Here is a 19,598-nt window from a genome sequence, read left to right on the forward strand (position 1 = left end):
TCTAACCTGCGACGGCGTCCGCCCGTAGTTCGCGGATCACCGTCACCTTGATCTCTCCGGGGAAGGTGAAGTCCTTGCTGATGTGCTCGGCAATTGTACGCGCCAGCGCCTGGGTCCCCTCGTCGTCGATCTCCTCCGGCTCGACGATGACGCGCACCTCGCGGCCCGCGGCCATCGCCAGCACCCGCGTGACGCCGTGGTGCTCGAGCACGAGCTTCTCGAGGTTCTCCATGCGGTTGATGTAGGAGTCGAGGTCCTCGCGGCGTGCGCCGGGCCGGGCCGCCGAGAGGGCGTCCGCGACCTGCACGATGACAGCCTCGAGCGACTCCTGGGGCACCTCGTCGTGGTGCGCGGCGACGGCGTTCACGACGAGCGGCTCCTCGCCGTGCTCGGCGAGGAACCTGGCGCCGAGCGCGGCGTGCGTGCCCGCCTGGTCGTGGGTGAAGGCCTTGCCGAGGTCGTGGAAGAGAGCGCCGCGACGGGCCAGCTCGACGTCGGCGCCGATCGCGGCGGCGATGTCAGCGGCCATCTGCGAGGTCTCGACCAGGTGCGCGAGCACGTTCTGGCCGTACGAGGTGCGCAGCCGCAGCTTGCCGAGCACGTCGACGATCTCCGAGGGGACGCCCGAGACCCCCGCCTCGGTGAGCGCGTCGAGCCCCGCCGCGCGGTGACGCTGGAAGGCGCCCGCGACCGCGCGTGCGTACGCCGCCTCGACGCGCTGCGGCTGGATGCGGCCGTCCTCGACGAGCGCGTTCAGCGTGACCTCGGCGATCTCGCGGCGCTCGGGGTCGAAGCTCGACAACTGAACGGCGTTGACGCCCTCCTCGACGAGCACCGTCACGCCGGTGAGCGCCTCGAAGGCGCGAATGTTGCGGCCCTCGCGGCCGATGATGCGGCCCTTCATCTCGTCGCTCGGCAGCTCGATCCAGGTGGTCGCGTGCTCGGCGGAGGACGCCGCCGCCTGCCGCTGCATCGCCTCCACGAGGATCTCGCGGGCGCGCTTGTCCGCGGTCGCCTCGGTCCGTCGCTCGAGGCGACGGAGCTTGACCTCGGCGTCGTGCCGGGCCGAGTCGACCAGCTCCGCGATGAGCTCGGCGCGGGCCTCCTCGGGGGTGGTCTGCGCGACCTCGGCGAGGGCCTTCGCGCGGTCCTGGGAGATGCGCGCGCGCTCGGCGGCGAGGCGCTTCTCGTCGCGGACGACGACCGCGGCGCGCTCCTCGAGCAGGCGCGCGTACTGCTGCGCGTGCCGGTGGTCGCTGGCGACCTCCTTCTCGCGCTCGTGCGCGAGGTCCTCACGCCGCTTGGCGTCCGCGAGCCTCGCCTGCGCGTCCTCGCGCAGCAGCTCGACCTCGCGGCGGCCGGCGTCGCGCTCGGCGCGCGCCTCGCGCCGCGCGAAGACGACGAGCAGCAGCGCGACGAGGCTGGCGCCGAGGAGCACCAGGATCGTCAGGGTCTGCCCCACCGGCCGCTCCTTCCCTGTCGCGCGAGACTAGTCATCCTCGCTATCGGCATCCCGCAAGTGTTTCACGAGGGCGAAAGCGAGAGAACTCGGATATCCCTTGCGGCCGAGCATGGCGACCACCCGGCGCGTGCGTACCTCGGGGGGATGCGCGGCGAGCTGGTCCCAGCGCCGGCGGGCGAGCGCGGCGGCGCGCTCGCGCTCGTCGTCCTCGTCGATCTGGTCGAGGGCGGAGCCGATCGCGCCCTCGTCGAAGCCCTTGCGCGCGAGCTCCACACGGATCGCGCGGCGCGACTGCCCGCGCTCCGCGTGACGCGTGCGGACGATCGTCGCGGCGAGCCCCGCATCGTCCACCAGTCCGACCTCGACGTAGCGCGCGACGATCTCCTCGGCGAGCCCGGGCTCGACGCGTCGCGCGACGAGACCGTCGCGCAGCTGCGTGGTGGAGCGGGAGGCGCGCGTGAGGATCCCGAGCGCGATCTCGCGCGCCTTCTCCGGGTCCGTGATGGGCGCCTCGTCCCGCGCGGGAGTGCGTCGGCTGCGACGCCGCCCGCGCGGGCTGTCGGACTGCTCGGTCATGGCCTAGAAGTCGGCGCCACGGTCCTTCTTGCCGCGGGCCGAGGCGGCGGCCTCCTCGGGCGCGGGCGCCTCCTGGCTCTCCTCGCCCACCGGGACGCCGACGCCGAGCTTGGTCTTGACCTTGCGCTCGATCTCGTCCGCGAGCTGCGGGTTGTCCTTGAGGAACTTGCGGGCGTTCTCCTTGCCCTGGCCCAGCTGGTCGCCCTCGTACGTGTACCAGGCGCCCGACTTCTTGACGAAGCCGTGCTCGACGCCGAGGTCGATGATGCCGCCCTCGCGCGAGATGCCCTGGCCGTAGAGGATGTCGAACTCGGCCTGCTTGAACGGCGGGGCCATCTTGTTCTTCACGACCTTGACGCGGGTGCGGTTGCCGACCGGCTCCGTGCCCTCCTTGAGGGTCTCGATGCGGCGCACGTCGAGACGGACCGACGCGTAGAACTTGAGCGCCTTTCCACCCGTGGTGGTCTCGGGGCTGCCGAAGAACACGCCGATCTTCTCGCGGAGCTGGTTGATGAAGATCGCGGTGGTGCCCGTGGTGTTGAGCGCACCCGTGATCTTGCGCAGCGCCTGCGACATGAGGCGGGCCTGGAGGCCGACGTGGCTGTCGCCCATCTCGCCCTCGATCTCGGCCTTGGGCACGAGGGCCGCGACCGAGTCGATGACGAGGATGTCGATGCCGCCCGAGCGGACGAGGATGTCCGCGATCTCGAGCGCCTGCTCGCCGGTGTCGGGCTGCGAGACGATGAGGTTGTCGGTGTCGACGCCGAGCTTCTTCGCGTACTCGGGGTCGAGCGCGTGCTCCGCGTCGATGAACGCCGCGGTGCCGCCGGCCTTCTGCATGTTCGCGACGGCGTGCAGCGCGACGGTGGTCTTACCGGAGGACTCGGGGCCGTAGATCTCGACGATGCGACCGCGCGGCAGGCCGCCGATTCCGAGCGCGATGTCGAGCGCGAGGGCGCTCGTGGGGATGGCCTCGACCGCGACGCGCTGCTGCTCGCCGAGGCGCATGGCCGAGCCCTTGCCGAACTGGCGGTCGATCTGTCCGAGCGCCGCCTCGAGGGCCTTGCTGCGGTCCGCTGCTGCTGCCATGTCGCTTCCTCACATCCATCCGTGGCTGGTCTGCCGTGTGTCGAGGACGACGCTACGCCGACCCTCCGACACCGCGACGGCGTCGGCCCTCCCTGGGGAGGCGCCGCCGTCGCGCGGCGTCCTGGGGATCACGGTATATCGAACAACTGTTCGAAGGGAAACGACACGCCGCCCGGGCGTGTCGGGTCACCGCGGAGGGGGGACCATGCGCTCCCGGTCGCCGCCGTCGCGGCGGTCGACGGGCACGTCCATCTGCTCGCACCAGGCGTGCCACACGTCCCTCGGCGCGACGCCCGCCTCGAGCGCCGCGGCGGGCGTGAGCGAGTCGAGCGCGTCCAGGGACAGCTCGCCCGCGAGCGTGCGGGAGTAGGCGGGCCCGAAGACCGCGTCGGCCAGGGACCAGAACTCGCTGAGCCGCACGTCCCTAGCGGGACCGCATCGAGCTGAGCAGCTCGGGCACCGTGTCGGGGATCGACGGCATGACGGGCACGTCGGTGAGGGACTCGGCGTGCGCGAACCGGTCGGAGACCTCGCGCAGGATGGTCGACATGGGCAGCTCGAGCGCGTCGCAGATCGACGCGAGGAGCTCGGAGGACGCCTCCTTCTGGCCGCGCTCGACCTCGGAGAGGTAGCCCAGGGACACGCGCGCTCCCGAGGAGACGTCGCGCAGGGTCTTGCCCTGCGTGAGGCGCGCGTCGCGGAGGACCTCGCCGATCTCGTTGCGAAGCACAGGCATGCGCCCTCCCCTCATCGTCGTCATGCGGCCCTTGTCCATGCTGACACAACGCACCATACCCCACCCTTGTTCCGCCCCGGTCGCGAGGGGGTTACAGCAATGTGACATCCCCCGCAAGGGACTCGAGGACCAGGGCGAGGGCGGCGTCCACCGTGCCGGCGCGCACGGCGGCGCGATCGCCGGGGATGTCACGGCGGCTGCTGGCCTCCCCCGCCGGGCCCGCGACCGCCACCCACACGCACCCCGGGCGCGCGCCGTCGTGAGGCTCCGGACCGGCGACGCCGGTGGTCGCCACGGCGAGGGTCGCGCCGGTCGCCTCGCGCGCGCCGCGGGCCATCGCCTCGGCGACGTCCTCGGACACCAGCCCGGCCTCGGTGATGACGTCGGGATCCACTCCCAGCAGGCGCGCCTTCATGGCGGCGGTGTAGGCGACGATGCCGCCGCGCACGACCGTCGAGGCGCCCGGCACCGACACGAGCGCGGAGCACACGGCGCCGCCGGTGATCGACTCGGCCGTGGCGATCGTGACGCCGAGATCGCGCAGGCGCGCGACGACCTCGTCAGGCCGTGGCATGACCCTCGGCGCGCTGCTCGCGCGCCGCCCGGACGATCTTGACGGTGTAGTCGACCCCCGTCACGAGCGCGAGCGCGGTCGCGACGAGCAGGACCCACCACGCGACCGAGTCGACCCATGCCGGGGTCCCGGGGATGAGGTACAGCCAGATCGCGAGCAGCTGCGCCATGGTCTTCGCCTTGCCGCCCGGGGACGCCGGGATCACCGTGCCCGCCGCGACGAGCAGGCGCCCCACGGTCACCCACAGCTCCCGGACCGCGATGATCGCGACCGGCCACCACGGGATGCCGTCGACCACGACGAGCACCGCGAGCACGCCGAGCACGAGGGCCTTGTCCGCGATCGGGTCCGCGAGCTTGCCGAACGGGCTGACGACGCCCCAGCGCCGCGCGAGATAGCCGTCGAAGAAGTCGGTGGCCGCCGCGATCATGAACAGCACGAGCGCCCACCAGCGCAGCGGGCCCTCCTCGCCCGCGTCGAGCGCGAGCAGGACGAGCACCACCGGCACCATGATGAGGCGCGCGACGGTGAGCACGTTCGGAACTGCGGAAGTCACGCGCACCACCTTAATGCGGCCGAGGTCGCGCCGACGCCGCGGCGGGGTGCGAAGGCACCCGCCCCGGGGCGGCGATACTGGAGCCATGCCCCATCCCGCGAGCCCCGGTCATGCCCGCACGCGCGGCGCGGCCCCCCGCCTCGCCGCCGCGGCGGCCGTGGCGCTGGTCGCCGGCGCGGCGGTCGGCCTGCTGAGCGCGCGCGACGTCACCCGGCCGGCGTCGGCCGAGCCGCTGGCGAACGGGTCCCCCGTCGCGGCGGTCGCCACCGCCTCCGCGACGGCCGAGGAGCCCGACGCCGCCGCATCGTCCCCCGCGACCGCGAGCCCCACGCCGACGCCGAGCCCCGAGCCGGAGCCGGTCCGCTTCACCCTGGTCGCCGCGGGCGACGTGCTGCCGCACACCCCCGTGAACGACTCGGCGCGCACCGCCGACGGGTACGACTACACCGCGCTCATGAAGGGCGTGAAGCGCTACATCGCGGGCGCCGACCTCGCGCTGTGCCACATGGAGGTGCCCGTCTCCCCCGGCGGGGTCGAGCCGTCGGGCTACCCGCTGTTCTCGGCCCCGAAGGCGCTCGTGCGGGACCTGGCGAAGGTCGGCTGGGACGGCTGCTCTACCGCCTCGAACCACACCGTCGACCGCGGCACCGCGGGCGTCGAGGCGACGCTCGACGCGTTCGACGCCGCCGGCCTCCAGCACTCCGGGTCCGCGCGCACCAAGAAGGAGGCGGCCACCACCGCGATGTACGAGGTGACGTCCGGCGACCGCACGGTCACCGTCGCGAACATCAGCTTCGCGTACGGCACCAACGGCATGCCGGTCGCGTCGCCGTGGCAGGTGGGCCTCTTCGATGCGGACGATGCGGACGCGGGGCCGATCATCGACGCCGCCAGGAAGGCGCGCAAGCAGGGCGCCGACGTGGTGATCGCGTCGGTGCACTGCTGCGTCGAGTACCGCACCGAGCCCACCGACGCGCAGCGGTCCATCGCGACGCAGATCGCCGAGTCGGGCCAGGTCGACCTGTACGTGGGCCACCACGCGCACGTGCCCCAGCCGATCGAGCTGTTGCCCGGCGGACCGTCGGGCAACGGCATGTGGACCGCGTTCGGGCTCGGCAACTTCCTGTCGAACCAGGGCACGCAGTGCTGCGTGGCCGCGACCTCGAACGGCGTGCTGCTGTCCGCGGCCTTCACGGTGGATCCCGACGGCGAGGTCGCGGTGGACGCGGCCTGGACCGCCACCACCGTCGACCGGCTCGACCGCCACGCGATGCACGTGCTCACGGACATCCGCGACGGCGCGGGCACCCTGTCGGCCGCGGAGGTGACCAGCCGGCTCACGGCGGTGCGCGACGCGGTGGGCGACGAGGCGCCGATGCGCCGGAAGCCGGTGAGGTCCCTCGCGGACGACGTGGTCGTCGTGCCGCGGACCGGGGCCTGACGACGCCTCAGGCCGGGCGAGGGCGTTGTGCCGCGAGCCGCACCGGCGCGCTCGCGGCGCCATAGCCGTCGTAGGCCCCGCGCCGCTCGACGATCTCCACGAAGACACCGCCGACGATCGGCGAGTAGAAGTGGAGGAACTCGCCGCTCGGATCGCGGTCGTAGAAGAGGCCGAGCTCGCGGAGCTCGTCGAGCAGCGCCGGGTCGAGCGACGACCCGAAACGGGCACGCAGGTCGTCGTAGTAGTTGTCCGGCACCGCGAGCGACTCCAGGCCCGCGGCGCGCGCGCGGCGCGCGGCGGCCAGCGCGTCGTCGCAGCGGATCGCGACGTGGCGCGCCGGGGCCGGCGCGGCCGCGGGTGCGAGGTTGATCGGCACCCGGACGACGCCGTCGGCCGTGCGCATCACCTGGCTGCGGAGCAGGCCGACGGGCCCGGGGACGTCCTCGGTCGACTCGGTCGTGAGCGACAGGACGGAGCTCGCGAAGAGCACGGCCTCGTCGAAGTCCTGCCACCGGTAGCCGAGGTTGATGTGGTCGACCACGCCGTCGAGCGGCCTGGCGACCTCCTCGCCGCCGACGAACTCGCCGATCCACGAGCGGTCGTCGGGACGGTCGTTCCAGTAGACCTCGGTGCCGTCCGGCGCCGCGACCGCGGGCAGCTCCTGCTCCCCTGAATACGTGCGGCGGAACACCGACGGCGCGCCGAGCGCGCGGGCGCGCGACGCCGCGGCGGCGGCATCGTCGACCGTCAGCCCGATCGCGGTCAGGGCCGGCGCCTCCTCCTGCCGCTGCTCGTTGAGGATGAGCCGCGCCTCGCCCGCGCTCCACAGGCGCACGGGCTTGCTGCGGTGGCGTCCGCGGAACGTGAAGCCCAGCTGGTCCAGCACGCGATCGACCTCGTCGAGGCGGGCGCCGGCGATCTCGACGAAGTCCACCCCGCGGGCGGGCTGCGGCTCCTCGAGCCGGTCCGCCGTCCAGCCCGCACGCGCCGCGGTGCGGTCCGCGAGCCACGTGAGGGAGCGGCGGGCGTGCGCGGCCGTCCGCACGACGTCCGTCTGGCGGAACGTGTCGTTGAACACCTCGAGCGAGAGCGGTCCGCCGTAGCCGGCGCGCAGCACGTGCCCGAGGAAGCCGGTGAGGTCGAAGGCGCCCTCGCCCGGGAAGAGGCGGTGGTGGCGGCTCCACGAGAGCACGTCCATCCGGAGGGCCGGCGCGTCCGCGAGCTGCAGGAAGAAGATGCGGTCGCCGTCGATCTCCTCGATGCCCGCCGGGTCGTGGCCTCGCGACAGGATGTGGAAGCTGTCGAGGCAGGTGCCGAGGTTCGGGCGATCGGCGAGCTGCACGAGCCGCCATGCGTGGCGGTAGTCGGAGACGTACCGCCCCCAGGCGAGAGCCTCGTAGGCGATGCGGATCCCTCGCGGCGCGGCGAGGTCGGCGAGCGCCGCCAGCTGGCGGGCCGCGACCGCGTCGTCGCCGACCGTCGCGGTCCCCGCGTTGCTGCACACCAGCAGCAGGTCCGTGCCGAGCCGCTCCATCACCTCGAGCTTCGCCTCGGCGCGGCGCAGGTTGTCGGCGAACGTGACGTCGTCGACGCCCTCGAGGTCCCGGAAGGGCTGGAACATCTCGATGCGGAGCCCCAGCCTGTCGCACAGGGCACGGATCTCCTCGGGGGACTCGTGCGCGGCGATGAGGTCCGCGTCCATGATCTCGACGCCGTCGAAGCCCGCCTCCGCGCAGGCGTGCAGCTTCTCGACCAGCCCCCCGGAGAGGCAGACCGTCGCGATCGAGGTGCGCATGTCCGCAATGTAACAGACGGTACATAGATTGGTGACAATCGTGTCACGGCCCTTGCGCGGCTAATGTAATCACCGGTACGTTCACATCGGGACGCCGACCCCGCGGCGCCCACGGAGGAGACAAGGACGTCTCGTGACCGACACTGACGCTGGCGCGCACCGGTTCCGCGTACTGCGGCGCATCGGAGCCGTGATGGGCGCCGTCGAGCTGACGCTCGGCGCACTCGCGATGCTCACGATCCTCGTGCTCGTGTTCCACCAGGCGCTGCAGCGCTACCTGCCCATCGACCAGATCGCATGGACCGGGGAGATCTCGCGCTTCTCGCTCGTATGGCTCACGTTCATCGTGGCCGGCCTGCTCGTGACGATGCGCGGCCACATCACCCTCGAGATCGCGGACGCGATCCCCCGGCCCATGGTCGTGCGCGCCGTGCAGGTCTTCGCCATGGCAGTCGTCGCCGCGACAGGCGTGGGGCTGACCGTCGAGGCGTGGGCGCTCGTCACGACCCAGGGGATCATCAAGTCCCCCGTGCTCCGCCTGCCCATGTCGTGGGTGTACGTCCCGGTGCTGCTCGGGGCCATCTCCATCACGGTGCGCGCGGCGGTCGCGGCAGTCGACGTCGCGATCCACGGACCCGTGCTGCGGGACACCACCGAGTCCGAGGGGGCGGCCGCATGACGCTCGCCCTGATGGCGCTCGCCATCGCCGCGCTCCTGCACCTGCGCGTGCCGGTGGCCTTCGCGTTCCTCGGCCCGTCCCTCGTCTACATGGCGACGATCGGCCAGTCGACGGGCATGTCGCTGCGCCACGTGACGAACGCGGCCGCGAGCTTCCCGCTGCTGGCCGTGCCGCTCTTCGTCCTGCTGGGCACGCTCGCCAACCACGCCGGGATCGCCGAGCGCTTCTTCCGCTTCGCGCTCGCACTGCTCGCCCGCGTGCGGGGAGGACTCGGATACGTGTCCATCGGTACGAGCCTGGCCTTCTCGTGGATGAGCGGCTCCGCGGTCGCCGACGCCGCCGCGCTCGGCAAGGTGCAGATCCCCGCGATGCTGCGCCACGGGTACAGCCGGCGCTTCGCGACCGGCGTGTCCGCATCGTCCTCCCTGGTGGCGCCGGTGATGCCGCCGTCGATCCCCGCCGTGATCTTCGCGGGTCTCGCGGCTGTGTCGACCGGGGCGCTCTTCGCCGCATCGGTGGTACCCGCCTTCGCGATCGCCGTCGGCCTCTGCATCGTGGTCTACATCCTCGTGCGGAGGCGCGAGACGGTCACGGCCGGCGACTTCGACGTGCACGAGCTGCGCGAGTCGGCCAAGGGCGTGCTCCTGCCGATGCTGGCGCCCGTGATCATCCTCGGCGGCATCCTGGGCGGCTTCTTCACCCCCACCGAGGCGGCGGCCGTGGGCGTCGTCTTCATCATCGTGGTGGGCGTGATCCAACGGTCGCTCAGCCTGAAGGGCTTCATCGAGGCCCTCAAGGACGCCGTGACCACCACGGCGGGCATCATGCTGATCGTCGCGACCGCGTCGTTGCTGGGCTACATCCTGGCGCGCGAGCGGCTCCCCCAGATGCTCACCGAGCTCGCGTTCTCCGTCACCAGCAGCCCCGTCATGTTCCTGCTGCTGTCCGCGATCATGATGCTGATCCTCGGCACGGTCATCGACGCGACCGCGATCCTCGTGCTCGTGGTCCCGATCCTGCTGCCCATCGCGACCGAGTTCGGCGTCGACCCGATCGTGATGGGCGTCGTGCTGATCCTGTCGCTGATGATCGGGCTCCTCACGCCGCCGGTCGGCACCGTCCTGTTCGTGACCGCGTCCGTCTCCCACACCCGCGTGGGCGAGGTCTTCCGCGGGACCCTCCCGTTCATCGTGCCGATCGCCCTGATCGTGCTCGTCGTCATCCTGGCGCCGTCGTCGGTGCTGTGGCTCCCGGGGGTGCTCGGGCTATGACGACCTCGACGGCCCGCCGCCGCTCGGTCCTCGTGGGGCTCATCGGGGAGGGCATCGCCCCCTCCCTCACGCCGGCGCTGCACGAGCTCGAGGGCGCGCGCCACGGCCTCAACTACGTCTACCGGACGATCGAGATCAGCGCGCGCGAGGCCGCGCCCGCGGACGTCGCCGCGCTGCTCGGGTCCGCGCGTCGGATGGGCTTCGACGGCCTCAACATCACGCACCCCGCGAAGCAGACCGTGCTCGGCGCGCTCGACGCCCTGTCGCCCGGCGCAGCCGCGGTCGGCGCCGTCAACACGGTGGTGTTCGACGGCGACCGGACGGTCGGCCACAACACGGACGTCACCGGCTTCGGGGCGGCGATGGACGAGGAGCTGGCGGGATGCGCGCGCGAGCATGTCGTGCTGCTCGGCGCGGGCGGCGCGGGCGCCGCGGTCGCCGGCGCCCTGATCGACCGCGGGGTGTCGGACCTCGTCATCGTCGACGTCGACCACGGCCGCGCACGCGCGCTCGCGGAGTCCTGCGGCGCCCGCGCCGCGGAGCAGGCGGACCTTCCGGCGCTTCTCGCGGAGGCCGACGGGCTCGTCAACGCCACGCCGATGGGCATGGAGGCGCACCCGGGCGCCGCCGTCGACGCCGCGCTGCTGCGGCCGGCCATGTTCGTCGCCGACGTCGTCTACCGGCCGGTGGAGACGGCGCTCCTCGCGGGCGCACGCACTCGAGGATGCCGCGTGATGGCCGGCACCGGCATGGCCATGCACCAGGCCGCCGATGCGTTCGAGATCTTCACCGGAGAAGCTGCGGATCGGCGGGCGATGCTCGCGGATCTCGAGGACCTGATCGCCGCCGAGGCGGCCGGGAGCCCCGCGACGCGGGGCCATAGGAAAGGGGAGGCAGAATGACCGCAACACGAGCCCGGCGATCGACGTGGATCGCCCTCGCGGCCGCACCAGCACTGGTGCTCGCCGCATGCTCCAGCGGCGACGCCGGGAGCACCGACGACGAGTCGAGCACCGCCGACGCCGGCATGGAGACCGCCGAGACGATCGAGATCACCCTCGCGCACAGCTACACCGAGGACCAGCCGCAGCACCGCTGCGGCGCCCAGGTCATCGCGGACGAGGTCGCGGCGGCCGATGTCGGCCTCACGATCGAGATCTTCCCGGCGAGCCAGCTGGGCGGCGACGCGGACCGCATCGCGTCCGTGGTGTCGGGCGACATCGACATGGACATCCAGGGCGCATCGGCGCTCGGCGCCGTGTACGAGCCGATCAGCGTCCTGGACGCGGCCTTCGGCTTCGACGACGCCGACCACCTCGCGGCCTTCATGGCGAGCGACGAGTCCTCGGTGCTGATCGACGGCTTCGCGGAGGCGACGGGCGTGCAGACGCTGGGCGCCTGGTCGGCGGGCGCACGGCACTTCACCACCGTCGACGCGCCCATCCGCACGCCCGAGGACCTGGACGGGGTGCGCATGCGCTTCCCGGGGTCGCCGCAGTACCTCCTCAACGCCGAGGCGCTGGGCGCGACCGCGACCGAGGTCGCGTACGAGGAGCTGTACCTCGCGCTGCAGAACGGCACCGTCGACGGCCAGGAGAACCCGATCACGAACATCGTGGCGCAGAACTTCGCAGAGGTGCAGGACTACCTCAGCCTGTCCGCCCACCAGCTCAACACCAACCTCGTGATCATGAGCCCCATCTGGCAGGAGCTCTCGGCCGAGCAGCAGGAGGCGCTCACCGCCGCCGTCGAGACCGCTGTGACCGAGGTGACCGGGTGCGTCACCGCGGACGAGGAGGTCACGCTTCAGGAATGGCGCGACGGCGATGAGTGGGAGATCGTCGACGACGTCGACCGCGACGCGTTCTCCGAGAAGGCCGAGGCCTTCTTCATGGACACCTTCGCGGGCGAGTCGCTCGAGGTCTACGAGGCGATGCGGGCGACCGCGAGCTGACACGGACGACACCATGGCGCGTGACGTGCCCACCGTGATGGGCGTGGTGCCGGGCGACGAGCTCGGCACCACGCTCATGCACGAGCACGTGTTCGTGCTCGACCCGCAGCTCGACCGCGACCTGCCGCACCCCGAGTGGGACGAGGAGGCCGCGGTCACCGCGGCGCGCGACACGTTCGCACGGCTCGCGGAGCTCGGGATCCGCACCGTCGTCGATCTCACCGTCCCGGGCATCGGCAGGGACGTCGCGCGCGTGAGACGTGCGGCCGAGGGCGCTCCGGTCCACATCGTCGCGGCGACGGGCTGGTACGCGACGCACGCCCTCCCGCCGTACTTCGGCACCCACGGGCCCGGCCGGCTGCTCGCCGGGGCCGACCCGCTCGAGGAGCTCTTCGTCCGCGACCTCGAGGAGGGCATCGCAGGCACGGGCGTCAGGGCGGCCGTCGTCAAGGTCGTCTCGGATGTCGCCGGGCTGACCCCGGACGTCACCAGGGTGTTCTCCGCTGCCGCGGCGGCGCATCGCCGGACGGGCGCCCCGATCATGACGCACTCGCACGCGGCGTCCCACGGCGGGGTGCCGCAGCAGGATCTGCTGGCCGCCCACGGCGTCGCGCTCGATCGCGTCGTGATCGGCCACTGCGGCGACACGGACGACCTGGACTACCTGCGACGACTGGCGGACCGCGGTTCCTACCTGGGGTTCGACCGGTTCGGGATGGAGCACGTGCAGTCGGACGAGGTGCGGATCGCCACGCTCCTCGCGCTGCTCGAGCTCGGCTACGCCGAGCGGATCGTGCTGTCCCACGATGCGGCGGTCTTCTCGCGCGTGACCCCGCCGTCGTGGCGGGCGCGCGTCACGCCGCGGTGGCGGATGGACCACCTGCCGACGACCGTGCTCCCGCGCCTGAGCGACGCCGGCGTCGACGACGCGACTCTCGCGACGCTGATGGTCGCGAACCCCCGACGGATCCTGGAGGCCGCATGATCCCGCGACGCACACCGGCGCCCGTGAGCCGCATCGGTAGGCTGACGCCGTGACCGACACGACGCCGCGACGGCGCGACGCCGAGCGCACCCGGGCCGAGCTCCTCGCGGTGGCGACCGAGGTCTTCGCTGCCTCGGGCTATGCGGGTGCCAGGGTCGACGACATCGCGGACCGTACCCGCACGACCAAGCGGATGATCTACTACTACTTCGGGTCGAAGGAGAAGCTCTACCTCGCGGTGCTCGAGCACGCGTACCGCGGGATCCGCGCGGCGGAGCACGACCTCCACCCCGGCGATCTTCCCCCGCTCGAGGCCGTCCGGCGGCTCGCGGAGCTCACCTACGACCACCACCTGAGCCACTCCGACTTCATCCGCCTGGTCTCGATCGAGAACATCCACCACGGGCAGTACATCTCGCGGCTCGGCTCGCTGCGCGAGATCAACCGCGACGCGCTCGGCATCCTCGACGGCGTGCTCGCGCGCGGGCGGGAGCAGGGCGTCATCCGCGACGACGTCGACGCGCTCGACGTCCACCTCGTCATCAGCTCGTACTGCTTCTTCCAGGTGGCGAACCGGCACACCTTCGGCCACCTGTTCGACCGCGACCTCCTCGATCCGGCGCTGCGCGACCATCACCGCCGCATCATCGGGGATGTCGTCGCCGCGTGGTTGAGCGCGGCGCCGAGCGTGCCGGGGCCCGCCGCGTCATGACGGGACCGGGCGGCGGGAAGGATGGCGTCGAGCAGGACGCCGCCCTCTCCCCCGACGCGTTGGCGGACGCCATCGCCACCGGTCTCTCGGTGATCCGCGCGTTCGACGCGAGCCGGCCCGCGCTGACGCTCGACGAGGTCGGGGAACGGAGCGGTCTCGCGGTCGGGGCCGCGCGCGACGCGCTCGACGCCCTCGGACGCCTCGGCTACGTCCGCGACGAGGCACGGGCGTACGCGCTCACTCCGCGCGTCCTCGAGCTCGGCATGGGCTACCTGTCGTCCCTCGGGCTTCCCGCGGTCGCGCAACCGCACCTCGAGCGGCTCTCGCAGGAGCTCGGCGAGTCCGCTTCCGCAGCCGTGCTCGACGGCGGCGAGATCGTCTACGTCGCGCGCGCCGCCGCGCGCCGGATCACCAGCGTGAGGATCGCGGTCGGGACCCGTCTGCCGGTGCACGCGACCGCGATGGGACGGGTGCTGCTCGCGCGCCTGCCCGAGGAGTCGCGCGAACGGGTCCTCCGCACCGCGCGCCTTGCTGCCAGCACGCCGCGCACCGTGACCGATCCGGACGCGCTGCGCGAGATCCTGCGGGGCACGCTCCTGCGCGGGTGGACCGAGGTCGACGGCGAGCTCGAGGACGGCCTGCGGTCGATCGCGGTGCCCGTCCGTGGGGCCTACGGCGTCGACGCGGCGATCGGCGTGGCGACGGTGTCCGGCCGCTCCGGGCTCGACACCGCGACGGCCGTCGAGCGGCTGTCCACCGCGGCACGGGCCATCGAGGACGACCTCAGGGCGGTCGCGTTGGGACGCGACGCAGGCTGAGGCCCGGGGCCGCTAGCGGTCGCCCAGCACCGGGTCCGGCTCGGCCGGCCGCGGGTCGATGAGGCTCGTCCCGGTGTGGGGGTGCTGCGACAGCGCGGTAGCCGCCGGCTGCGCGACGCCGAAGAGCCAGCCCTGCCCGTAGCGCCAGCCGCAGTCCGCGAGGAACTGCGCCTGCGCCTCGGTCTCGATGCCCTCCGCGATGGTCGCGAGGCCGAGCTCGCGCGCGAGGGCGCCGAGCGCGCGGGACACCCGCGCCCCGGCGGGGTCCTCGGGGATGCCGGCGACGAAGGACATGTCGAGCTTGACGCCGGAGACCGGGAGGTCGCGCAGGTAGGACAGCGGCGAGACGCCGGTGCCGAAGTCGTCGAGGAGGATCGGCACGCCCGCGTTGCGCAGCTCGGTGAGCTCGTGGCGAATGCGGGTGTTGGGGTTGACCAGTGACGCCTCGGTCAGCTCGACCACGACGCGCTGCGGGCTGAGGTGGTGGCGCCCGATCGCGGCGAGCACGCCGTCCGCGAAGGCCGAGTCGCCAAGCTGGTCGGCGGACACGTTGAGCGACACCCACACGGTGTCGGAGGGCGAGCGCTCGAGGAACTGCGCCGCCTGCTCGACGAGCGCGGCGCCCGCCGTCGAGGCGAGCCCGCGGTCGGAGATGAGCGGCAGGAACGCGCCCGGCAGCAGCAGCCCGCGCGTGGGGTGCTGCCAGCGCACGAGCGCCTCGTAGCCCACGACGGTGCGCGTCGCGAGCTCGAGGATCGGCTGGTAGTGCAGCACCAGGTCGCCGTTCTCGATCGCGCGGGCGAGCTCCGCGGCGAGGGCCGTCTGGTTGTCGTCCGCGATCCGCATCGACGGCTCGTAGACCTCGGTGCGGCTCTTGCCGGCCGCCTTGGCGCGGTACATCGCGGCGTCGGCGGCGCCGAGCAGCGCGGCCGAGCCGCCCGCGATCGTGTCCTCGTCCGCCATCGCGATGCCGAGCGAGGCCGCGAGCTGGATCTGGTGGCGCTTCACCGCGAGCGGGGAGCGCAGCCCGTCGTGGATCGCGGCCGCGATCTCGAAGAGCGCCTTCGAGCAGTCGGTGTCCTGCACCGCGATGACGAACTCGTCGCCGCCGAGGCGTGCGACGGTGCCGCGGCCGCCGGTGGCGGTGCGCAGCACGCCCGCCACGTGGACGAGCGCGTTGTCGCCGATCGCGTGGCCGAAGCGGTCGTTCAGGCCCTTGAAGCCGTCGAGGTCGACCGCGATCACGCCCACGCGCGAGTCCGCGTCGGGCTGCGCGAGCAGGTCGCCGAGCACCTCGTTGAAGAGGTTGCGGTTCGCGAGGCCCGTGAGCGGGTCGTGCATCGCGCGGTGCTGCATGAGCTCCGAGCGCATGCGCACCTCGGTGGTGTCGCGCACCTGCACGACGTAGTGGTCGGGGGCGCCGCCCGCGTACCGCACGAGGCCCACGTCGAGCACGGCCCACACGACGTTGCCGTCGGCCTTGACATACCGCTTCTCGACCGAGAAGTGGTTCTGGTGGCCGTCGTAGAGGCGCTGCAGCTGGTCGCGCTCGGCATGCAGGTCCTGCGGGTGCGACAGCGCGCTGAACGGGGTGCCCCGCAGCGCAGCGACGGTCGAGCCCATCATCTCGGCGAACGCCCGGTTGACCTCCATGAGGCGCCACTCGAGGTCGATGAGCGCCATGCCGGTGGGCGCGTTCTCCATCGCGCGGCGGAACTGCGCGTCGGAGCGGCTCAGCGCCTCCGCGGCCTCGCGCAGGCCGGTGGTGTCCATCACGGTGACGATCGTGAGCGGACGGCCGTCCGCCGCATCGTCCACGGGACGGGCGCGCACGTGGAGCCAGCGGATGTCGTCCGCGCCGCGGCGGCCGGGGACGCCGATGACGCGCGGGCGGCCGTCCTCGGTGCGGGCGAGGGCCGCGGCGGGGACCATGGGGCGCATGTGCGCGTCGACGGCGCGGATGGGCAGGCGCGAGACGGCCTTGCCCACCGAGTCCGACTGGCGCAGCCCGAGGATCGCGCACGCGGTGTCGGACACCAGCGCGACCTCGCCCGCCTGCGTGACGATGATGACGCCGTCGCGCGACGAGGTCATCACTGCCTCGAACTGGCGGCGCAGCGCACGCTCCTGCGCCAGCGCCGCGTCGCGGGCGTCGCGCTCGCGTCCGGACCGCCAGAAGAAGTAGAACGCGTTGAGCGCGAGCAGGATGAGGAGAGCGCCGACGCCGGCCACGAATGCCGGCTGCGCGAAGAGCTCTAGGACTCCACCCATTCCCCGTCCTCTGGCTCGCGGTGTGCCGTGGTCGTGCCCACCGTAGCGCCAGAGTCACCCCTCAGGACAGCAAGCGTGGACGCGAGTTCGTCAGGTGTGACCAAAACGTCACGCGCCTTCGAACCCTGCGACGGTCCGACGATCTCCCTGGTCTCGAGCAGGTCCATGAGACGGCCGGCCTTCGCGAAGCCCATCTTGAGCTTGCGCTGCAGCATCGACGTGGAGCCCAGCTGCGTCGTGATGACGAGCTCCGCGGCGGCGAGCAGGTCGTCGAGGTCGTCGCCGATGTCGGCGTCGACCACGGCGCTCTGCTGCTGGACCACGACGTCGTCGCGGTACTCCGGGTCGGCCTGCTTCTTGGCGTGCTCGACGGCGGCGTGGATCTCGCTCTCGGACACCCACGAGCCCTGCACGCGCATCGGCTTCGACTCCCCCATCGGGAGGAACAGCGCGTCGCCCTGGCCGATCAGCTTCTCCGCGCCCGGCATGTCGAGCACGACGCGCGAGTCCGCCAGCGACGACGTCGCGAACGCGAGGCGGGACGGCACGTTCGCCTTGATCGTGCCCGTGATGATGTCGACGGACGGGCGCTGCGTCGCGAGCACGAGGTGGATGCCGGCGGCACGCGCGAGCTGCGTGATGCGCTGGATCGACTCGTCGACGTCCCGCGGCGCGACCATCATGAGGTCCGCGAGCTCGTCGACGATCACCAGCAGGTACGGGTACGTCTTGATGCGGCGCTCGGAGCCCGGCAGCGGCTTGACCTTGCCGGCGCGCACCGCCTTGTTGAAGTCGTCGATGTGCTTGAAGCCGAACAGCGCCAGGTCGTCGTAGCGCATGTCCATCTCCTTCACCACCCACTCGAGGGCCTGGGCGGCCTTCTTGGGGTCGGTGATGATGGGCGTGATGAGGTGCGGGATGCCCTCGTAGATCGTGAGCTCGACGCGCTTGGGGTCGACGAGCACCATGCGCACCTCGTTGGGGGTGGCGCGCATGAGGATCGACGTGATCATCGAGTTGACGAACGACGACTTTCCGGCGCCCGTGGCACCCGCGACCAGGAGGTGCGGCATCTTCGCGAGGTTGGCCATGACGTAGCCGCCCTCGACGTCCTTGCCGATGCCGATCGCCATGGGGTGGTCGTTGCGGGTCGCCACCTGCGAGCGCAGCACGTCGCCCAGCGCGACGGTCTCGCGGTCCACGTTGGGGATCTCGATGCCGATCGCGGACTTGCCCGGGATCGGCGACAGGATGCGCACGTCGGCGCTCGCCACCGCGTAGGCGATGTTCTTGCTCAGCTGCGTGATCTTCTCGACCTTCACGCCCGCGCCGAGCTCGACCTCGTAGCGCGTGACCGTCGGGCCGCGCGTGAAGCCGGTGACCTCCGCGTCGACGCCGAACTGCTCGAGCACGTCGCGCAGCGACGCGACCACCCGGTCGTTCGCCGCGGAGCGCTCCTTGTGCGGCGCGCCCTTGGCGAGGACGTCCAGCGAGGGCAGCAGGTACGGGTTGGAGTTCTCGAGCTCGCCCTGCTCCCCCTGCGGCACGACGTGCGTCGCCGGCGGCAGGTGCGGGTCGCCGGACTCGGCGCCCGGCACCTGGATGAGCTGCGTCGCCGCATCGTCGGGAGCGACGGCCGCGTCGGGCGCGGGGTCCCACGGCGGCACGTCCTCGGCCATCTCGTAGGGCGAGATCTGCTCGGTGACGGCGCGGCGGGACGCCTCGGGGTCGATGATCGCGTCGAACTCGCTGTGGTCGACGGTCGCTGCGTGGGCGAAGGCCTCGTCCGCCTCGTACGAGTCGAGCGCGTCCTCCGGCGGCGGGTCGCCGTGCAGCGCGCGCTCGAGGAGGCGCTTCGCGCGTCCGGGCCGCTTGTGCTTCGGCTCCTTGGGCTTGGGGTCGCCCGGGCGCTCAAGGGTGCGGTGCTCGGGCAGGTCCAGCGCGTCGTCGTCCTCGCGCGCGCCGTCGTGGCGCACCTTGTGCGACACCTCCGCGACCCAGGCGGCGGCCTCGCGCATCGAGATGCCGGCGATGATGAGCACCGACAGCAGCGAGAGCAGCACCAGCACGACGACCGCGAGCGGCGCGGTGACGAGCGCCGCGAGCGGCGTGCCGATGCCGAAGCCGAGGATGCCGCCGGCGTCCTGGAGGCCCTCGAGGCCGTCGGACGGGCTGGGGCGGCCGTGCGCGATGTGGATGATGCCGTCGACGGTGATCGCCAGCATGAGCGCGCCGAGCGTGATCCGGTGGTTGGTGTTCTCCTCCTGCGGCGCGCGCATGAGCCGCACGGCGATGATCATGAGCACCACGGGCAGGCCGTAGGCGAGGACGCCGAACAGCCCCGCGCCGACGAAGTGGATCGCGGTTCCGGCCCAGCTGGGCAGCTGGAACCACTCGCGGGCGGCGATGAGGATCGCCATGATCACGAGCGTGATCGCCATGCCGTCGCGGCGCACCGCGGGCGGGACGTCGCGGGCGCCGTGGCCGATGCCGCGCACGCCGGAGCCGACCGCGTTGGCGGTGCCCCGGCCGACGGCGGCGATGCCGCGCAGCAGCGCCGGCGGACGGCGCGTGGCCTGGGAGGCGCGCGAGCTCGACGACGAGGTGCGCCGCGAGGACGGCTGCGCCTTCGTCGAGGGGCGGGACTGTCGCGTCTGTGCCATGGCACAGCACGGTAGC

The 19,598-nt window shown here is 72.5% G+C and carries 18 protein-coding genes; 8 read left to right on the plus strand and 10 right to left on the minus strand.

The window, feature by feature from the left end; genetic code table 11:
* Window position 1: 1 nt before the first annotated feature.
* The 7 genes from rny to pgsA all read right to left on the minus strand — a co-directional run bounded on the left by rny (window position 2) and on the right by pgsA (window position 4,993).
* Entirely contained in the window at window positions 2-1,462 is a 1,461-nt protein-coding gene (gene rny, locus AOM02_RS04670) for a ribonuclease Y (RefSeq protein ID WP_062297168.1), read from the minus strand.
* Window positions 1,463-1,489: 27 nt separating this feature from the next.
* Window positions 1,490-2,038 (minus strand): regulatory protein RecX, encoded by a 549-nt coding sequence (locus tag AOM02_RS04675; protein WP_062297170.1) that lies wholly within the window; start codon window positions 2,036-2,038, stop codon window positions 1,490-1,492.
* A gap of 3 nt (window positions 2,039-2,041) precedes the next feature.
* Window positions 2,042-3,127: a recombinase RecA gene (gene recA, locus AOM02_RS04680; protein ID WP_062297172.1), complete on the minus strand. Its 1,086-nt coding sequence runs from the start codon at window positions 3,125-3,127 to the stop codon at window positions 2,042-2,044.
* A 186-nt stretch (window positions 3,128-3,313) separates the two neighbouring features.
* Window positions 3,314-3,547: a DUF3046 domain-containing protein gene (locus tag AOM02_RS04685; RefSeq protein ID WP_062297173.1), complete on the minus strand. Its 234-nt coding sequence runs from the start codon at window positions 3,545-3,547 to the stop codon at window positions 3,314-3,316.
* A 4-nt stretch (window positions 3,548-3,551) separates the two neighbouring features.
* Complete coding sequence (locus AOM02_RS04690; RefSeq protein ID WP_062297581.1) at window positions 3,552-3,863, minus strand: helix-turn-helix domain-containing protein; 312 nt, start codon at window positions 3,861-3,863, stop codon at window positions 3,552-3,554.
* 91 nt (window positions 3,864-3,954) lie between these two features.
* Window positions 3,955-4,437, minus strand: coding sequence for a CinA family protein (locus tag AOM02_RS04695; protein ID WP_062297174.1), 483 nt, complete (start codon window positions 4,435-4,437; stop codon window positions 3,955-3,957).
* Window positions 4,424-4,993, minus strand: coding sequence for a CDP-diacylglycerol--glycerol-3-phosphate 3-phosphatidyltransferase (gene pgsA / locus AOM02_RS04700; RefSeq protein ID WP_228373772.1), 570 nt, complete (start codon window positions 4,991-4,993; stop codon window positions 4,424-4,426). Before pgsA ends, AOM02_RS04695 begins: the two co-directional genes overlap by 14 nt.
* Before the next feature lie 85 nt (window positions 4,994-5,078).
* Between pgsA and AOM02_RS04705 the strand changes: the two genes are divergently transcribed.
* Window positions 5,079-6,434, plus strand: a complete 1,356-nt coding sequence (locus AOM02_RS04705) for a CapA family protein (protein ID WP_082104879.1) — start codon at window positions 5,079-5,081, stop codon at window positions 6,432-6,434.
* Between the two features lie 7 nt (window positions 6,435-6,441).
* On the opposite strand, the gene AOM02_RS04710 is transcribed toward AOM02_RS04705, so the two are convergent.
* Window positions 6,442-8,229 (minus strand): sugar phosphate isomerase/epimerase and 4-hydroxyphenylpyruvate domain-containing protein, encoded by a 1,788-nt coding sequence (locus AOM02_RS04710; protein ID WP_062297175.1) that lies wholly within the window; start codon window positions 8,227-8,229, stop codon window positions 6,442-6,444.
* Window positions 8,230-8,362: 133 nt separating this feature from the next.
* Between AOM02_RS04710 and AOM02_RS04715 the strand changes: the two genes are divergently transcribed.
* From AOM02_RS04715 to AOM02_RS04745, 7 genes are read left to right on the plus strand one after another with little or no spacing between them, the layout of a single operon-like run.
* The gene (locus AOM02_RS04715; RefSeq protein WP_156156084.1) at window positions 8,363-8,908 is read left to right on the plus strand and encodes a TRAP transporter small permease; all 546 of its coding nucleotides are present in this window, start codon (window positions 8,363-8,365) and stop codon (window positions 8,906-8,908) included.
* Entirely contained in the window at window positions 8,905-10,179 is a 1,275-nt protein-coding gene (locus tag AOM02_RS04720; RefSeq protein ID WP_062297178.1) for a TRAP transporter large permease, read from the plus strand. Before AOM02_RS04715 ends, AOM02_RS04720 begins: the two co-directional genes overlap by 4 nt.
* On the plus strand, window positions 10,176-11,081 hold the full coding sequence (locus AOM02_RS04725) for a shikimate dehydrogenase (RefSeq protein ID WP_062297179.1): 906 nt from the start codon (window positions 10,176-10,178) through the stop codon (window positions 11,079-11,081). Before AOM02_RS04720 ends, AOM02_RS04725 begins: the two co-directional genes overlap by 4 nt.
* Entirely contained in the window at window positions 11,078-12,133 is a 1,056-nt protein-coding gene (locus AOM02_RS04730) for a DctP family TRAP transporter solute-binding subunit (protein ID WP_062297180.1), read from the plus strand. Before AOM02_RS04725 ends, AOM02_RS04730 begins: the two co-directional genes overlap by 4 nt.
* Window positions 12,134-12,146: 13 nt before the next feature.
* The gene (locus tag AOM02_RS04735) at window positions 12,147-13,118 is read left to right on the plus strand and encodes a phosphotriesterase family protein (RefSeq protein ID WP_062297181.1); all 972 of its coding nucleotides are present in this window, start codon (window positions 12,147-12,149) and stop codon (window positions 13,116-13,118) included.
* Between the two features lie 49 nt (window positions 13,119-13,167).
* The gene (locus AOM02_RS04740) at window positions 13,168-13,830 is read left to right on the plus strand and encodes a TetR/AcrR family transcriptional regulator (RefSeq protein WP_062297182.1); all 663 of its coding nucleotides are present in this window, start codon (window positions 13,168-13,170) and stop codon (window positions 13,828-13,830) included.
* A complete protein-coding gene (locus tag AOM02_RS04745; RefSeq protein ID WP_228373773.1) occupies window positions 13,785-14,648 on the plus strand; it encodes an IclR family transcriptional regulator domain-containing protein in 864 nt (287 codons plus the stop codon). Before AOM02_RS04740 ends, AOM02_RS04745 begins: the two co-directional genes overlap by 46 nt.
* Before the next feature lie 12 nt (window positions 14,649-14,660).
* Here the strand turns inward: AOM02_RS04745 and AOM02_RS04750 are convergent, their stop codons facing one another.
* Together AOM02_RS04750 and AOM02_RS04755 are read right to left on the minus strand one after the other, a co-directional pair.
* On the minus strand, window positions 14,661-16,919 hold the full coding sequence (locus tag AOM02_RS04750) for a putative bifunctional diguanylate cyclase/phosphodiesterase (protein WP_082099681.1): 2,259 nt from the start codon (window positions 16,917-16,919) through the stop codon (window positions 14,661-14,663).
* Complete coding sequence (locus tag AOM02_RS04755) at window positions 16,904-19,582, minus strand: FtsK/SpoIIIE family DNA translocase (RefSeq protein ID WP_082104880.1); 2,679 nt, start codon at window positions 19,580-19,582, stop codon at window positions 16,904-16,906. The genes AOM02_RS04750 and AOM02_RS04755 overlap by 16 nt, the downstream gene beginning before the upstream one ends.
* Window positions 19,583-19,598 lie beyond the last annotated feature (16 nt).

This window comes from Demequina maris, from assembly GCF_000971155.1.
GTDB classification, from domain to species: domain Bacteria; phylum Actinomycetota; class Actinomycetes; order Actinomycetales; family Demequinaceae; genus Demequina; species Demequina maris.

What these genes read in the sequence shown, in the direction of transcription:
- AOM02_RS04675 (WP_062297170.1), bottom strand. Translation starts at nt 2,038, where the DNA reads ATGACCGAGCAGTCCGACAGCCCGCGCGGGCGGCGTCGCAGCCGACGC.
- AOM02_RS04720 (WP_062297178.1), top strand. Translation starts at nt 8,905, where the DNA reads ATGACGCTCGCCCTGATGGCGCTCGCCATCGCCGCGCTCCTGCACCTG.
- AOM02_RS04725 (WP_062297179.1), top strand. Translation starts at nt 10,176, where the DNA reads ATGACGACCTCGACGGCCCGCCGCCGCTCGGTCCTCGTGGGGCTCATC.
- AOM02_RS04695 (WP_062297174.1), bottom strand. Translation starts at nt 4,437, where the DNA reads ATGCCACGGCCTGACGAGGTCGTCGCGCGCCTGCGCGATCTCGGCGTC.
- AOM02_RS04730 (WP_062297180.1), top strand. Translation starts at nt 11,078, where the DNA reads ATGACCGCAACACGAGCCCGGCGATCGACGTGGATCGCCCTCGCGGCC.
- AOM02_RS04735 (WP_062297181.1), top strand. Translation starts at nt 12,147, where the DNA reads ATGGCGCGTGACGTGCCCACCGTGATGGGCGTGGTGCCGGGCGACGAG.
- AOM02_RS04710 (WP_062297175.1), bottom strand. Translation starts at nt 8,229, where the DNA reads ATGCGCACCTCGATCGCGACGGTCTGCCTCTCCGGGGGGCTGGTCGAG.
- AOM02_RS04755 (WP_082104880.1), bottom strand. Translation starts at nt 19,582, where the DNA reads ATGGCACAGACGCGACAGTCCCGCCCCTCGACGAAGGCGCAGCCGTCC.
- AOM02_RS04705 (WP_082104879.1), top strand. Translation starts at nt 5,079, where the DNA reads ATGCCCCATCCCGCGAGCCCCGGTCATGCCCGCACGCGCGGCGCGGCC.
- AOM02_RS04750 (WP_082099681.1), bottom strand. Translation starts at nt 16,919, where the DNA reads ATGGGTGGAGTCCTAGAGCTCTTCGCGCAGCCGGCATTCGTGGCCGGC.
- AOM02_RS04690 (WP_062297581.1), bottom strand. Translation starts at nt 3,863, where the DNA reads ATGCCTGTGCTTCGCAACGAGATCGGCGAGGTCCTCCGCGACGCGCGC.
- recA (WP_062297172.1), bottom strand. Translation starts at nt 3,127, where the DNA reads ATGGCAGCAGCAGCGGACCGCAGCAAGGCCCTCGAGGCGGCGCTCGGA.